18 protein-coding genes are annotated in these 14,111 nt (G+C 60.4%); all 18 read right to left on the bottom strand.

Annotation, left to right across the window (positions count from 1 at the left end):
• Nucleotides 1-357 precede the first annotated feature (357 nt).
• Complete coding sequence (locus HZB60_09555) at nucleotides 358-918, bottom strand: transposase (GenBank protein MBI5060007.1); 561 nt, start codon at nucleotides 916-918, stop codon at nucleotides 358-360.
• Between the two features lie 38 nt (nucleotides 919-956).
• Nucleotides 957-2,312 (bottom strand): T9SS type A sorting domain-containing protein, encoded by a 1,356-nt coding sequence (locus tag HZB60_09550; protein MBI5060006.1) that lies wholly within the window; start codon nucleotides 2,310-2,312, stop codon nucleotides 957-959.
• 32 nt (nucleotides 2,313-2,344) lie between these two features.
• Complete coding sequence (locus tag HZB60_09545) at nucleotides 2,345-2,686, bottom strand: DUF86 domain-containing protein (protein ID MBI5060005.1); 342 nt, start codon at nucleotides 2,684-2,686, stop codon at nucleotides 2,345-2,347.
• A complete protein-coding gene (locus HZB60_09540; GenBank protein MBI5060004.1) occupies nucleotides 2,676-2,987 on the bottom strand; it encodes a nucleotidyltransferase domain-containing protein in 312 nt (103 codons plus the stop codon). The genes HZB60_09545 and HZB60_09540 overlap by 11 nt, the downstream gene beginning before the upstream one ends.
• A gap of 5 nt (nucleotides 2,988-2,992) precedes the next feature.
• Nucleotides 2,993-3,454, bottom strand: a complete 462-nt coding sequence (locus HZB60_09535) for a hypothetical protein (protein MBI5060003.1) — start codon at nucleotides 3,452-3,454, stop codon at nucleotides 2,993-2,995.
• Entirely contained in the window at nucleotides 3,451-3,978 is a 528-nt protein-coding gene (locus tag HZB60_09530; GenBank protein MBI5060002.1) for a DUF1572 family protein, read from the bottom strand. The genes HZB60_09535 and HZB60_09530 overlap by 4 nt, the downstream gene beginning before the upstream one ends.
• An 88-nt stretch (nucleotides 3,979-4,066) precedes the next feature.
• Nucleotides 4,067-4,375 (bottom strand): hypothetical protein, encoded by a 309-nt coding sequence (locus tag HZB60_09525; protein MBI5060001.1) that lies wholly within the window; start codon nucleotides 4,373-4,375, stop codon nucleotides 4,067-4,069.
• Between the two features lie 295 nt (nucleotides 4,376-4,670).
• The gene (locus tag HZB60_09520; GenBank protein ID MBI5060000.1) at nucleotides 4,671-4,985 is read right to left on the bottom strand and encodes a DUF86 domain-containing protein; all 315 of its coding nucleotides are present in this window, start codon (nucleotides 4,983-4,985) and stop codon (nucleotides 4,671-4,673) included.
• Nucleotides 4,986-4,992: 7 nt separating this feature from the next.
• Nucleotides 4,993-5,310 (bottom strand): nucleotidyltransferase family protein, encoded by a 318-nt coding sequence (locus HZB60_09515; GenBank protein ID MBI5059999.1) that lies wholly within the window; start codon nucleotides 5,308-5,310, stop codon nucleotides 4,993-4,995.
• 58 nt (nucleotides 5,311-5,368) lie between these two features.
• Nucleotides 5,369-5,992 carry an HNH endonuclease gene (locus HZB60_09510; GenBank protein MBI5059998.1) on the bottom strand — a complete coding sequence of 208 codons (624 nt, stop codon included), beginning with the start codon at nucleotides 5,990-5,992 and terminating at the stop codon, nucleotides 5,369-5,371.
• Between the two features lie 129 nt (nucleotides 5,993-6,121).
• Complete coding sequence (locus HZB60_09505; GenBank protein MBI5059997.1) at nucleotides 6,122-6,757, bottom strand: FMN-binding negative transcriptional regulator; 636 nt, start codon at nucleotides 6,755-6,757, stop codon at nucleotides 6,122-6,124.
• A gap of 263 nt (nucleotides 6,758-7,020) precedes the next feature.
• Nucleotides 7,021-8,535, bottom strand: a complete 1,515-nt coding sequence (locus tag HZB60_09500; protein MBI5059996.1) for a DASS family sodium-coupled anion symporter — start codon at nucleotides 8,533-8,535, stop codon at nucleotides 7,021-7,023.
• 33 nt (nucleotides 8,536-8,568) lie between these two features.
• Nucleotides 8,569-9,087 carry a putative metal-dependent hydrolase gene (locus HZB60_09495; protein MBI5059995.1) on the bottom strand — a complete coding sequence of 173 codons (519 nt, stop codon included), beginning with the start codon at nucleotides 9,085-9,087 and terminating at the stop codon, nucleotides 8,569-8,571.
• A gap of 63 nt (nucleotides 9,088-9,150) precedes the next feature.
• On the bottom strand, nucleotides 9,151-9,669 hold the full coding sequence (locus tag HZB60_09490; protein ID MBI5059994.1) for a putative metal-dependent hydrolase: 519 nt from the start codon (nucleotides 9,667-9,669) through the stop codon (nucleotides 9,151-9,153).
• An 84-nt stretch (nucleotides 9,670-9,753) separates the two neighbouring features.
• A complete protein-coding gene (locus HZB60_09485) occupies nucleotides 9,754-10,275 on the bottom strand; it encodes a hypothetical protein (GenBank protein ID MBI5059993.1) in 522 nt (173 codons plus the stop codon).
• Nucleotides 10,276-10,388: 113 nt separating this feature from the next.
• On the bottom strand, nucleotides 10,389-10,850 hold the full coding sequence (locus tag HZB60_09480; GenBank protein MBI5059992.1) for a DUF1905 domain-containing protein: 462 nt from the start codon (nucleotides 10,848-10,850) through the stop codon (nucleotides 10,389-10,391).
• 279 nt (nucleotides 10,851-11,129) lie between these two features.
• Nucleotides 11,130-12,128 carry an esterase gene (locus HZB60_09475; GenBank protein ID MBI5059991.1) on the bottom strand — a complete coding sequence of 333 codons (999 nt, stop codon included), beginning with the start codon at nucleotides 12,126-12,128 and terminating at the stop codon, nucleotides 11,130-11,132.
• A 98-nt stretch (nucleotides 12,129-12,226) separates the two neighbouring features.
• Nucleotides 12,227-14,071, bottom strand: coding sequence for a T9SS type A sorting domain-containing protein (locus tag HZB60_09470; GenBank protein ID MBI5059990.1), 1,845 nt, complete (start codon nucleotides 14,069-14,071; stop codon nucleotides 12,227-12,229).
• Nucleotides 14,072-14,111: the final 40 nt, after the last annotated feature.

Genomic DNA, 14,111 nt, shown 5'->3' with positions numbered 1-14,111 from the left:
TGTGATTGTAGTTGGCCACCGGCATTGATGGCATCCCGCGCGTTACCCGAGCGTATATCCAAGCGGCGCTACGGGAAACGGGATACTTCACGGCGGATCGCGCACGGCTGTGCGGCGCTACGGTTACGGTATGCTTCACGGCAGATCGCGCACGGCTGTGCGGCGCTACGGTTACGGTATGCTTCACGGCGGATCGCGCACGGCTGTGCGGCGCTACGGTTACGGTATGCTTTCCGGCAGATCGCGCACGGCTGTGCGGCGCTACGGTTACGGTATGCTTCACGGCAGATCGCGCACGGCTGTGCGGCGCTACGGTTACGGTATGCTTCACGGCAGATCGCGCACGGCTGTGCGGCGCTACGGGTGGGGGTGCTCGTCGTCAAGCTCCCACTGGAGCGGGTTGTTTGTAATGTACTCTTGCTGGCGCAGCAGATCGGCGCCGTTGCGGATGACATGCTCGTAGAATTTGGGCTGCCAGACCGGTTGTCCCGGTGTGCCGCGCAATTCGTTGATGCGCTTGGTCGTCGCAGCTTTGAATCCCGCGATCATGGAACTAATCGAGCGTTTGGCCCGATCACGAGGCCCACGCGGTAGCGCCGCACAGCCGTGCGCGATCTGCTCGGTGCCGTGCGCGATCTGCTCTGACTCCATCAAAATGACGATCCCGTGAAGATGATTCGGCATAAGACAGAACACATCCAGCATGAGTCCCGGTCTCAACACGGGCGATTTCATCCATTCACGCAAGACGACCAAGCCATATTCACTTGCGATCATCTGCCCGTCCTCGATCCGGCCAAACAACGGCGTGCGGTCGTGTGAAACCACGGTGATGGCGTAGCCGCCTGCCTCGCTGTAGTGCAGATACGGCAAGCGCACCGTACCGTTGTAGCGTTTAGGTTGGCTTGTGTCGTTCATCGGTGTTCCGCGAGCAGATCGCGCACGGCTGTGCGGCGCTACTTCAGCAACAGCAATTTGTGCGTAGTTAGCGACTCGGGCGTTTGCAGCCGCGCGAAGTAGAGGCCGCTGGGGAGGTGCGCGCCGTTGAAGCTGAAGCGGTGCTGGCCGGCGGACAGCGCGCCATCGGCGAGGATGGTGACGAGGCGGCCTTGCACGTCGTAGATCGCCAGCGTTGCGGTCATCTCCATGGGCAGCGTCAGCGTGATCGCGGTCTCCGGGTTAAACGGGTTGGGCGCGATCACGCATTCGGGAATCATAGCGGGCATGGGCCTGGCAATCACGTTGGGAGACGGCGGCTCAAACTGCACGGTACAGGGCGGCGCACAGGTCAGAGCCGATTCGCCGAAGTGGTTGTACGCGCTCACGCAATAGGTGTTGACCACTCCAGGCACGGACTGCCAGTCATAGAAGGGAAACATGGCCGGACTGGGGAAGCTGGCAAAGAACTCCCCGTTGCGGTAGGCGTGATAACCGCTCACATCGTACCCGTCATGAACAAAGCGGATGGCCACCAACACGGTATCGCAATCCACGGTGACGGACGACGGCGACGCGGGCGGCTGGGCTTGCGCGCACGGGATATCGTAGCACTGCCACGCCCCCGGAGTCACGGCCATGGTGCCGCCGCCGTTGCTCGACAAATACGATCCCGCCACCCAGCAGCAGGCGCCGGAGTTGATCAGCAGATAATAGTATCCCGGCGATAGCATGCGGTCCGGCGCGGGTGTCCATTGGCAATTCCACGGCGGCCGTCCCGCGCCCGCGCCGAACTCGAAGCACGCGACTACGGTGTCGGCATCACTGACCTCGTTACTGTCGAGATCATGCCAGAGGCAGATCGGTGTGCCAAGCGGCAGTTGCAGCGGATAGTCGCAGGGGCAGCCGACGCTTTGCATACAGTCGGTGAACCAGGCGGCCATGGTGTTGAACGGCCGCGCGAAACAACGCGCCGGGACACATTCCCAACCGGACAGCTCGATGTGGTTATATCCGTTGGCCAGCGGGAACTCGTCGGAAATCCAGCAGCAGCTATCGGAGCCCGCGACGCGGACGTAGAACATCAGGGGTCCGTCGGGGACCGGCCCGAACGGCAGCCACGCGCAGGAGCAGCCTTCCGCGATGTATTGGCAGTACTCGACGGCGGCATAGGTGTCGTCCAGTGCATCCGGGCCGTTGAGGTTCACATCCTGCATGACGTAGGCCGTCGTATGACCGATCAGCGGTCCTTCGGTTCCGCACGGGCAGTGCAGCGCTTCGTCGATTTCGCAGAGCGAGATATTGATCCACGCATTCGCGGGACGAGAGAACATGGACAAAAGCAGGGCGAGCAAAATTACGATAGCACTTTTCATGACCGGAGCTCCCATCAGCAAACGACCGGTAGTTAGCTCGTCTCGGGCGGCACAAGCGGTTCGAGCAGGCGGATGAGTTCGGGGATGTCAACCTGAATGGTCTCCCACAACAGCGCGTAATTGACCTTTTTGTATTGGTGGGCAATCACGTTGCGGGTGTCAATCATCCAGCGCCAGGGCAACTCAGGGTGAGCCGCGCGAAATTCGGGCGACAGTCCTTTGACAGCGGTTCCCAGAATTTCGAAGGACCGCTCAACGGCCTTCGTTGTCCGAACGTCTTGCACGAATTCCCCATAGCTCATGCCATCGACAAGCTCGAGCAGAATGCGGGCCTCGTTCAGCAGGTCCAGCAGATAGGCCGGATCAGTGAGCATAGTAACGGGCTGCGCCGGCGAGGATGCTGCGGCGGCGGATATAGTTGTCCATACGCTCGACATCGGGGCGCGTCACCAGATCAACGCTGCGACCGAAGGTCCGACGCAGCTCGTCCTCCATCTCGAACCAATGTGACATGCGCCACTTCGCCTCCGGCGCAAACGTGACCATCACGTCCACGTCGCTGTCGGGACGGAAGTCATCGGTGAGGACGGAGCCGAAAAAGGCGAACTCGACGATCTGCCATTTCTGACAGAAGGCGACGATCTGTTCGCGGTTGACGGGGATACGGGGTTCCATGAGCGCTACGGGTGTTTCCGGCAATAGACGATATAATCCGTCGGGATCACTTCGAAGCCGGCGGTGTGCATGAGCATGGCGATCTGGCCGCGATGATGGACGGAGTGCGAGTGCAGCTGGGTCAGGATGTCGATCACGCGGAAGGTGACCGGCTCGCCCTTGGCGGAGGCTACGGTCACGCTCTGCTCTTCGACGAGTTCGGGCAGTTCGCCGATGAACGTCGCCCAGCCGCGAGCGTATTCCTCGTTCAGCCGGCGGCACTCCTCGCCGCTGAACTTGGGCCACCACACGAAATTCGCGCCCTCACCGCCGGTCAGCCGCAGCGTCCAGAACAGGTGCGCGGAGAGCATATGCGGAATCAGTTCGCGCAGCCGCGACGGGAGCTCGGCCCGGCGTTGCATTTCGTCGATCAGTTGCCGGTTCGCCCACTCCTCGTGCGCGAACAATTTGAGTAGATAGTCTTTCACGGGGTTTTCTGCTCCAGCGTCTTGTACCAGTTGAAGCCTTCGTTCCTGAGCGCCTTGACGATGTAGATGATCTGCCCGGTATGATAGGAGAAGTGCTCGGCCACGTGAAAGATGTCATCCATCAGTATGACGTCTTTGCCCTGAATCGTGCGGCGTTCGAGCAGCTTGGCCGGATCACCGTTCATGAGCACCTCATGCGCTTCGTTCACGGTCTGCTCAAGTTTGGCGAGCAGTGCCTCGCCACTTGGTCCGCCGTCCGCGGCGAACTCGGCATCCCGCGCGCGTTCCTGTGTGCCGCCGCCGACTCCGCCGATGATATGCTGCCGGACGTTGCCGTTCAGATGCAGCAGCAGATTGCCGATGCTATTCGAGGCCGATCCGGGTCGTTGCCAGAGTTCAGCGTACGTAAGCCGGTTCACCGCTTCGCGGAGCTTGGGAAAGTTGTAGTCGCGCAGCTGCCAGGCCGAGACGGCAAGGAACTGTCGGGCAGCGGAGTCAGCGGTCGTGTTGGGGGTCCATTTCATGGAAGAGAAAGATGATCGATGATAGATAATAGATGAAGCAGATGAGTACTATCCTTCGACCTCATCTATCATCTATCATGCTTCATCTCTAATAGTTGAACTCGTCTTTGGCTTTGCTGGCGGGGGAGACGAAGCGGAAGTTGGTATAGACTTCTTTGCCGTCCACATCGGCATAGACACCGATCGAGCCCTTGTCGCCGGGATTGGTTTCGAGCAGACGGTTGAACGCAACTTCGGCGGCGCGGATCATATTTGCGTAGCCTTTGGTTTCGATCAGGTTTTGCAGATGCGCGATGATCTGCTGCTTGCTCTTGGCCTTGGCGATGGCGTCGCAGTAGGCATCCCAGTTGACGTCCTGCACGGGCTGCCAACCGGGCTTGATCTTGCTATCTGGCATGGTTCCTCTGTGATTAAGTATGACGTATGAAATATGAACTATGAAGCGGTCGAAGTGGACGGAAAGCCGGTTCGGCTTCATCCTTCATAGTTCATACTTCATGTTTTCTCCCGGACTTCATCCGGATAATCCCGGTAGAGAGCGCGGTCGGACCGAAACCGAGCTTGCGCCGCGTCAGCCGCCAGCTCGCGATCTCGTTTCGCGATCTCAGGTGGCTCGGATCTTTATTCACGGCCTCGCAGAACACCCGTTCCTTAACACCGGGCGGCGGGTTAGAACCAGCGTTGGCGGGGGTTCACAACTCCGACAAGACTCTGTCGATTTGTCTCACCAGTTTGGGGACATCTGACTTTGCCGTCTTCCAAACCTCTTCATAGTCGATATCGCGATATTCATGCACAAGTCGATTACGCATGCCGGAGATTTTGTGCCATGGGATGTTAGAAAACCGCTCTTTCGTTTGGTCGCTAATAATTCTGGCCGCTTCACCCATGATCGTGATTTGTCGCATCACAATATCCTGAATGTCGGGGTTGGCGAGAAAGTCAGCGAGCGAGACATTGTTTGTCTTCGTGGCGATCCGATTTCCGGCATCCAAGATATCCCGCAAGTATGCTCTATCTCGATCCATAGATCGTCTGTGCCGAGGAAAGAATTGCCTGCCTGCGGTACGGGTTCTTGCTTCGCTCCACGGATTTTCGCAGCAGAAGATCAACCTTGCGGCCGAAGATCTCTTTCAGCTCATCTTCCATATCAACGAGGTCGAACAGACTGTAGTCCGTGCCTTGCTCGAACGCGAGGAGCACATCCACGTCGCTATTCGGACCGAAGTCGTCACGCAGAACGGATCCAAAGAGCGCGAACTCGCTGACCTTCCATTTCAGGCAGAAGGCATCAAGCTTGGCTTGGTCAACGGGCAGCTTTGGATTTGGCATTTTCATGGACATTCGTTTTGGGCAGAGCGCCCCAGATTAAACCAGAGATGGTAGCGGTTCACTCGATCTTGTCCCGCTTCGCGATATTGTGGCGTTCGCAAAGTAGCTGGACATTGCTCGCACTGCGCGAGGAACCGCCCTTCGAGAATGGAATGATGTGGTCAAAATGCAGGTTGTCTGTGGCGCCACAGGTCACACATTGCCCTTTGTCTCGTTTCCAGACTTCAGCCTTCACGCGAGACGGAATGAGCCGCACGTGATCCAAGTCAACGGTCTCATGTTGATTACCAAGCACAGCATCCTCGGCGAGTTCAAGTTCGAATTTGAATACACTGCGGCCGCCGCTTTTCTCTCTCCGCGAATCAGTCAAACGAAATAGGCCATTGTCGGTCCAAATTCCGGCTCGAATCTTTTCGTAAACGCGCACGAGCTCAGCTTCACGTTTTCCAGATTTGAAGTCTTGTGCCGCTTTGTGAAACAGTCCGTTCTGGGTCAATCCACCGGACGGGGTAAGTTCGGGCTGGTCGACGCTTTTCGGACTTGGACCATCCTTCAAGCGTGGAATATCGTGACCTTCATATAGCAGAATTCGCCCGCTATCAAGAATCCGATCTGAATAGGGCGCATTGGCACGTAAGGACATCAATATGACCGAGTAGTGGGCGTTCAGGCGGAAGTTCATGCCACGCTGCATGGTCTGTTGACCTTCATTGCCACACATTTCGTAATACGAGAGAATCCTATTTGCTCGTGAATTCAAAGCTTTATACGTCGCTGCAATCAATTGTACGTGTGGTACCGCACCCCGCCTCTACCCCTTCCCTTCGCCCCTCCGCTCTTCCATGTACCGGGCGATCTCCTTACCATCCGCGTCGCCGTGAGCTTTGAGGTGAGCGATCACGCCGTCGCGGTCCTTGGCGGTGCGGTTTTGGTTGAGCTTGAACTTGCCTTCGATGCGCGCGACTTCGAGTTCGAGGCCCACGATGTGCGGATAGAGGCTCTGGATGAACTGCGGGTCGGCCTGTTCGAGCGTCCACGGCGGGACGAGCCGGGATTCGTACTTCTCGATCAGGCGGCGCAGCAGTTTTTCGAGCCAGACCGGGTCCGTGTGCAGCCGCACGACGCCGTACACGTGCGCGGTGACGTAATTCCAGGTCGGCGCGACCTCGCGTCTCGTGTCGTACCAGCTCGGCGAAACATAACCGTGCGGACCGTGGAAGATGGCGAGTACGCTCTGACTCTCCAGACTTCGCCACTGCGGATTGCTGACGGCGATGTGGCCTTCGAGCACACGCGAGCCATCGGAGCGAACGGTCAGCAGCAACGGCAGCGGAGTAGCGAACGGTTCAGCTTTGTGCTGGCTGACCAGCGTGGCGAAGCTGTGCTCATGGATGAACTGATCGAGCACCTGCTCGCGGGATTCCACGAAGTCGGGTCTTTGATACATGGGAAGTCGGTTGGCGGAATGGCGCTGGTCGCAGACGCGGCCAGCAGGAATCCGGCGCCGCGGCGGAACGCTTCGGAGCGTTCCCGGGCCGCAAGCAGTCATCCGGTGGAGTCGAGATTCGAAATAGCGAAGCAGAATAATGTTTCGGCTACGATTCCAGCAACCATACGGAGACATAAACCGACTCGGCGGGCGAACTCAGGCTTCGCTGCCGTGAGGTGCTCGTGCTGCGGCAGTCAACGACGACCGGCCGCGGCACCATCCTATAGAACATACTGGCCCCACGTGAGCAGAACCAGCGGCACCACGACCGCCGCGACGACATCGAGGGCGAAGCCGTAGCGGATCATGTGCGTGATCGGAACCAGACCGGAGCCATACACGATGGCATTGGGCGGCGTGGAGACCGGTAGCAAGAAGGCCATCGAGGCGCCCATGCAGGCGCCGATCGCGGGGATCACGGGATTGACGCCACACTCCACCGACATGGCCAGCGCGACGGGGATGATCACGTTCGCGGAGGCGGTGTTGGAGGTGAATTCGGTCAGGATGATCCCGATTCCCGTGAACAAGAACGTGAGCGCGGCCAGCGACTGGGCTCCGGTCAGGGATTGCAGACTGTGCCCGATCGCGTCGGCAAGTCCCGTTGTGAACATCAGCCCGCCCAGCGACAACCCGCCGCCGAAGAGCAGAATCGTGCCCCAGTCGATATCCGCCGCCTGCCGCCAGTTCAACGTGAATTCGCGCTGTTTCCAATTGACCGGAAGCACAAACAGCAGCGTTGCGCCGATCAGCGCCACGATCGACTCGGGCAGGTGTCCGCTCAACCATTTGGCGGTGTTGCTCTCCGGTCCGGCGATAATCACGACGACACCGGGGACGATCCAGAGCAAGGCGGTAAGGATGAAGGCGGTGGCCGCATTTCGCTCGCCGCGGCGCAGCGGACCGAGCTCGCGCAGTTGATCGGCAATCCAACGGTTGAAGTTCTCGATGCGCGGGAAATCGGCGGCGGCCTTGCGCCCGACGTGCCAGTAAAGCACGACAAAGAGCAGAATGATCACCGGCGCCGCGAGCAGCATCCACTGGAAGAAACCGATGTGAATGCCAGTGGCCTGCTCGATCAGGCCGAGACCGATCAAATTGGGCGGTGTGCCGACGGGAGTGCCGAGTCCGCCCAGCGAGGAGGAATAGGCGCACATCAGCAGCATGCCGGAGGCGTACACGGTGGGTCCGGCGCTGGCGCCCTTCTTGCGGGACAGCGCGGCGAACAGACTGAGACCGATGGGGTACATCATCGCGGTAGTGGCCGTGTTCGAGAGCCACATCGAAATCACCAGCGTGACGCCGGAAAATGCGATCAGAATCCGCGCCGGATGCGGGCCGACCCATTTGTGCGCGAGGATAGAGACGGCAATGCGGCGGTCAAGGCCGTGTACAGACAATCCCTGTGCGAGCATGAACGAGCCGATGAACAGGAACACCACCGGATCGGCGAACGGACCGAACACGGTTTTCGCCGGAGCCACACCGAGCAGAACACACAGCGCGGGACCGAGCAGTGCCGCGGCGGGAATCGGGATCGCCTCGGTCACCCACAGCGTCACCGTCAAGGCGACGACGGCGGCGAGCAGGTGTGCTTCGTGCGACAGTCCCGCGAGCGGCGCCAGCCACACGGCGCAGAACACGAGTGGCGCGAGTACAAATCCGGCTTTGCGGCGAACCGCTTCAAAGCGTTCTTCCGCGGCGGAGAGGCGGCCGGTAGGTTCGGGATCCGACATGGCACAGGGTGCGCGGCACCGGGACGGTGCCGCTTAGTATTTCACCGATTCGATGTGCGCGATATGATGCGGACCATGCCAGGCGTAAAGGCCGAGCAGCCAGTCCAGCGTGCGCGGATCGCCGGCGACCGCAGGATGGATGAAGCGTCGTTTGAAATCTGCGGGCTTGAGCGCGCGCAGCAAATTGACCCAGCGCTCGTGCACCAGTTCCAGCGTCCGAACCGAGACCTCGACGGGAGTGTTGAAGTTATCCGGCAGCGCGGCCCAGGCGGCTTCCTCGTAGGGCTTGATCGTGGGCACGTCCTCGGTCAGCGCGAGTTTCGTGCGCACATAGGCATTCAGGTGGCTATCGGGCACATGGTGGATCACCTGCCGCGCCGTCCAGCCGCCTGCGCGATAAGGCGTATCGAGCTGCGTTTCGGTCAAACCCTGCACGACGGCGCGGAACTTGGCCGGAGTCCCGGCGATGGTCTCGATGTATTGCTCGCGATCAACGACTGTCAGCGGGTATTTCCAGACGAACTTGCCGGTAGGATAGCGGAGATCGGACATGGAAGAAAGGACCAAGGAACAGGGAACAAACTCAAGAATCGCCTCGACCTCATCGATCATCTATTATCTATTCGCGATTAGCCGCACATGCGCCGTATGGTGCTCGGCGTGCCAGGTGAAGTAGGCGACAAGGCGGTCCACGGTGCGGCGCTCGTCGGGGAACGCGGGATGAATCCAGGTGCGCTCGAACTGCTCGGCGGTCAGTGATTTCAGCAGGGCGGCCCAGCGTTCGTGGGTTCCGGTAATGATGGCCAGCGAGGCCCTGACATCGCACTGGGCATCGGCGGTCAAGGACCACAGGTTTTCGTCGAACGGGTTGACCGTCGGCGAGTCTTCGGTCACGATCAGCTTGGTTCGGATGAAGCCCACGATCTGACTGTCAGCGACGTGGTGCACGAGTTGCCGCGCGCTCCAGCCGCCCTCCCGGTAGGATTGTTCAAGCTGCGCCGGGCTCAGTTGCGCGACGACGTGGCTGAGCTGGCGGGGAATCTCCAGAATCCGGCGGATGCACTCCGCGCGCTCGGCGGGAGTGAGGAATCCGTTCCAACTGAACGGGCCGATAGGATAGCGAGGATCGGTCATGGGAAGAAAGGACGAAGGATCAAGGAACAAGGAACAACTTCTGCTGTAGCGGCGCACGGCGTGCGCTCGGTGATTTCGAGCAGCTCAAGCGGTCGTTATCTTCATCTTCACGGCCAGCCAGACGATGGCTGCGGTCAGCAGGGCCACGCCGACGAGTCGGTCGCACAGATCGAGCAGCAGATAGCCGATGGGCCAGCCGTACCACGTTCCATTCGGCAGCGCGAACAGCAGCCAACCGACGAGACTCCACAGCAGGGTAATTCGCAGATAGACCCCGAACGATTGCGGCGGCATGCGGGTAATGACAAAAGCGATCAGGAGCGCGACCACGCAATTGGTGAGGAACTGCTTGAGCAGCATCGGCGCCATGAGCTGAGTTGTGTCCGTGACTCCCGGCACAAAGAAGGTGGACATCAGGAAGCCCTCCTTGGCAAAGTAGAGGCCGTTGCCGGAGATGCTGGACTTGATTAGATCAATCGCCTGCTGATTCGTGAACTCGCTCATGGTGCACTCCCAAACCGGCAGGGCCATGTGTGAGAACGCCTGCCAGGCAAAGAACACGATCCCGCCGAGGAGCGCGCCAACCGCCAGGAACTTGCCGATCATCTCAACCTCCTGTATTCGAATGGACGGGGGAACCGACCGTATGTCTCTGCTTCATTCGGGTTGCGAAGACGGGCGATGAGGTCAGCCCCTGCAAGCCGGTTTGACATCTGCATTCACTTCGGCGAGCGCTTACCTTCGCTCAGCATCGCGATGGTCTTTTCGATGCGCGATGCGCGCGTTTCTGCGCGTTTGGCGGCTTCGATCCACTGCACGTACTCCTTACGGTGCGAGTAAGAAAGCTTGTCGAAGCCGGCCTTCGCTGCTTTGTGCTTGGTCAGTCGCTTCTGCAAGTCGGCCGGCACGGCGATCACCCGTTCCTCGGTATCGCGCCGGAGTTCGATGTTGATCTTGTCGCCCGGACCCTTGCCCAACTTCATTCGAATCGCCTTCAGAATCGGGAACATGTGGCAGCCGGTGCCCATGTTGGCGAGGGAGCCGCGATAGGGTTCGCCGTCGATGAGCGCTTTGATCTTCACCTGCCCGCGCGTGCCATAGGCTTTCTCGACATCAAATGGGACGTCCACATAGACACCGCCACCGCCCGCGTCCTGCAGGACCGCCGTGAATTTCTTCACCACCCGTGCCCCGCGAACTTCCGCTTGGGGTCCGTTACCGCGCTCGGCAAGAATGGCGACAATTTTGGGCGGCATTTCGCGGCAGCCGCAGTGTTTCCCGTGTGCTTCATGCCACTTCACGCGCTCTTCGAGTGTCGCGTTTTTGGGCATGACATTCTTTTCGTGCCAGGATTTGTTGAGCATGATAATACGCCGGTGAAGAACCGAAGACCCCTTAGTCTCCCCGTGAACGGAGGGAGACCCGAATCCGGCGGGTTTTCAGGTTGCAAGTTTCGCGTTTCAGGTTTGACGCTTCGCACCCCACCATGACAGGCTTTCATCGTAGCGGTAGTTGATATTCATGTGGCCGTCGTCGAATTCGCGGTGCTCGACACTGAGTCCGGCCTTGCGCAGGCGGGAGACGAGGATGCGCGCGCCCCACTGCAAATGAAACTCGTCGGCCAGTCCGCACTCGATGTAGATGCCGCGCAGCTGCTTCAGATTCGTGATCACGTCGTCGCGTTCGGCCATGCGGACGGGGTCATGCACGAGCCAGCGCGCCCAGACGTCCTGGCGCAGTTCACCGGTGTCGAGGTCGAACGGATAGTCAAAACCCATTGGCGAAGCGGGATTGGGCGAATAGCAGGCGGCCATGCCGGTCTTGTCGATGGCGGAGAACCAGCTCTTGCCCTTGGGTCGCGGATCGTCGATGCTCTTGATGAATTCGGCGGGCCCGCCGCGCCTGCACAGCTCGTTCAGCGCATTGGGGAAGTCGGCGAGGTAGCCATACTCGAAGTAGCAGTCGCCGGAGTGCATCAGGATCCAGCCGAACATGTCGGGATGCCGCGCGGCCAGTACGAACGCGCCGTAGCCGCCGGAGGATTTCCCCGCGACAACGGTTTGTTCGGGTGTGAGTCCGGCGCGGAACGTGGCGCGCGCCCACGGCACGAGTTCGCCGGTTAGATGATCTTCGTAGTCGCCGGTCGCGCTGCTGTTCAGATATTGCGAGCCGCCGTAGCGTGTGAAGCAGTCGGGGAAGATCACCACGGCGGGCGGCATGCGCTTTTGGGCGATCAGCCGCTCGATCCGCTCCGGCATATTCTCCTGCCACGCGTTGAAGTTCAGGAACGACAACCCCGTGGCGGTGAACCCGGCCAGCATCACGATCAGCGGCCACTCGCGATTTGCCGCGTAGCCTTCCGGCAAGTACACGGGCACGCGCCGCACGCAGGGATCACCGAGCGGATTCCCTTCGAGGCAGCGTGACGGAAAGTCGTGGATGGTGAGTTGACCGAGCATGGAAGACAAATGCGGAAATTCAGAAATGCAGCAGCGGATCGTGCCGCGTGAGTTTCCGCTGCCGAGGCACGCGCGGACGCATGCCTCGGCGGAATGGACTACTTCAGCAGCATAATCTTCTTCGTTGCCAACTCGGTTCCGGATTCGATCCGGGCAAAGTAGATGCCGCTGGCGAAATTCGCGGCATTCCACACGCGCGTGTGACTTCCGGCGGGGAGCGCGTCGAGTGACTGCGTATCGACGAGACGGCCCGTGACATCGAAGATGTTCAGCGTTACGTCGCCCGCCCGGGGCAGCGCGAATTTGAGCGTGAATTCGGCATTGCCGGGATTGGGCCAGACGTCCAGCGCGAGTTCACGAATGATGACCGGGTTTCCGCCGGTGGCGGCGGTAGGGGCGAGGCCGCTGCAAATAATCTCGCAACGCTGTCCGACATTGTTGAGTTGGTCGATCGCGGTTCGATACAGGCCCGGCTCTTCGGGGGCAAACTGCACAAGTAACTCGACGCTATCCCCCGGTTGCAGGACGGTGCCGACCAGGCTGTTGACCTGACTGAAGCGGCCGCCGCGAGTATCCAGCGCGAACAGGGTCACGGCGGTCTGGCCGATGTTGCGGAGCACGGAGCGCAGTGTATCGCGCGCGCCAGCCTCGACAATCCCGAAGGCGAGGGTGTCGGGATCGGCGAACAGGATCGGACCGCCAAGCGAGCTATCGGGCCAGTAGAGGCGGGTGGACCAGACTCCGGCGTGAAAGTCGGGATAGGCACCGGCAGCGAATACATCGACATACGCGGGGGTGATATGTGTGGCGGTCAGCGCGCGGATTTCGGCATTAACGGTCAGCTCTTGTGACCAGGTGAGGCCGGCGTCGGTGGTTTTGTAGATTCCCCCGATCGCCGCATCGCCGTCGATGTAGCCGCCCGCGGCCCAGCCCACGGAATCGGAATAGCGAACGACGGCCCGAATCGGAAACGGCGCTTCGAGCAGCCGCTCTGACCAATTCACGGCGCCATCGTCAGTGCGGTGCACCCAACCCGCCGGGGCAGGCGATACAATACCTCCGCCGCTAAATCCGTGCAGGGAGTCGCTGAAACTGACGCCGACGTCTCCCAGGGAATCCACGGCGGGTTCGACATGCCAGACCTGACCGCGCGAGCGGCTGATCCACTGCTGCGAGCCGGAAGCGATCACCAGGTTTCCGACAGCAGCGGCGGTGCCCGCGAGATAGCCGCCGAAAAAGTTGAAGGGCAGCAGATCCCAGGTGGAGTCGCGGCCGAGCGAATCGTTGCGCACGATGCGGCCAAACTGATCGGCCAGCACATTCACGACCAGTGAATCGGAAAAGGCGATTTGCGACAGCCACATCGGCTGGATCGTTGCGGCGGCGGGTGCGGGCCGCCAGGTTCCGGTGGTCCACCGGAAGGCGCGCACGGTCCCGCTGTCAGCATCGGCGCGCAGCGTAGTCACGAAGAAGGAGTCCGCGGTCTCTATCGTGCGTTTTACGGGCCGCGCGGCCAGTGCGCTGATGTAGGTCGGTGCGCGCAAAGCCGTGAACGGCCCACCGACGAAGGGTGGCGGGAACGGATCCATGTTGTACCATGTGTGTCCGCCGTCCAGCGTCCCGAACACGGTATGCAGCATGGCGATATAGCCACGGCCTTCGTGGCTCATAGCCATCCCGACGGGGTAGGCATTCCACAGCTCGGGCCGCGAGGTATCGGCGTCCCACAGCTCCTGCACCAGCGACCACGGGTCATCCAGCGAGCGTTCATCGCCGCGGACATCGACGCGCAGTTGCGGATCGCTTTTAGCCGGCGGAAATTCGAACGCGACGGTGCCATTCACGCCGTATTCGCGGGCGACGGAAGACAAAGGCAGAAACGCAGAAATGCAGAAACACAGAAACGCGGCGATCCGCGTGGCCCTGCTGGCTTCATATTTCATAGTTCATCCTTCATACTTCATTTCACGAGCGCGAGCTTGA

This window comes from candidate division KSB1 bacterium (assembly GCA_016214895.1).
Taxonomy (GTDB): domain Bacteria; phylum Electryoneota; class RPQS01; order RPQS01; family RPQS01; genus JACRMR01.
This window is presented reverse-complemented; position numbering and strand designations above follow the sequence as displayed.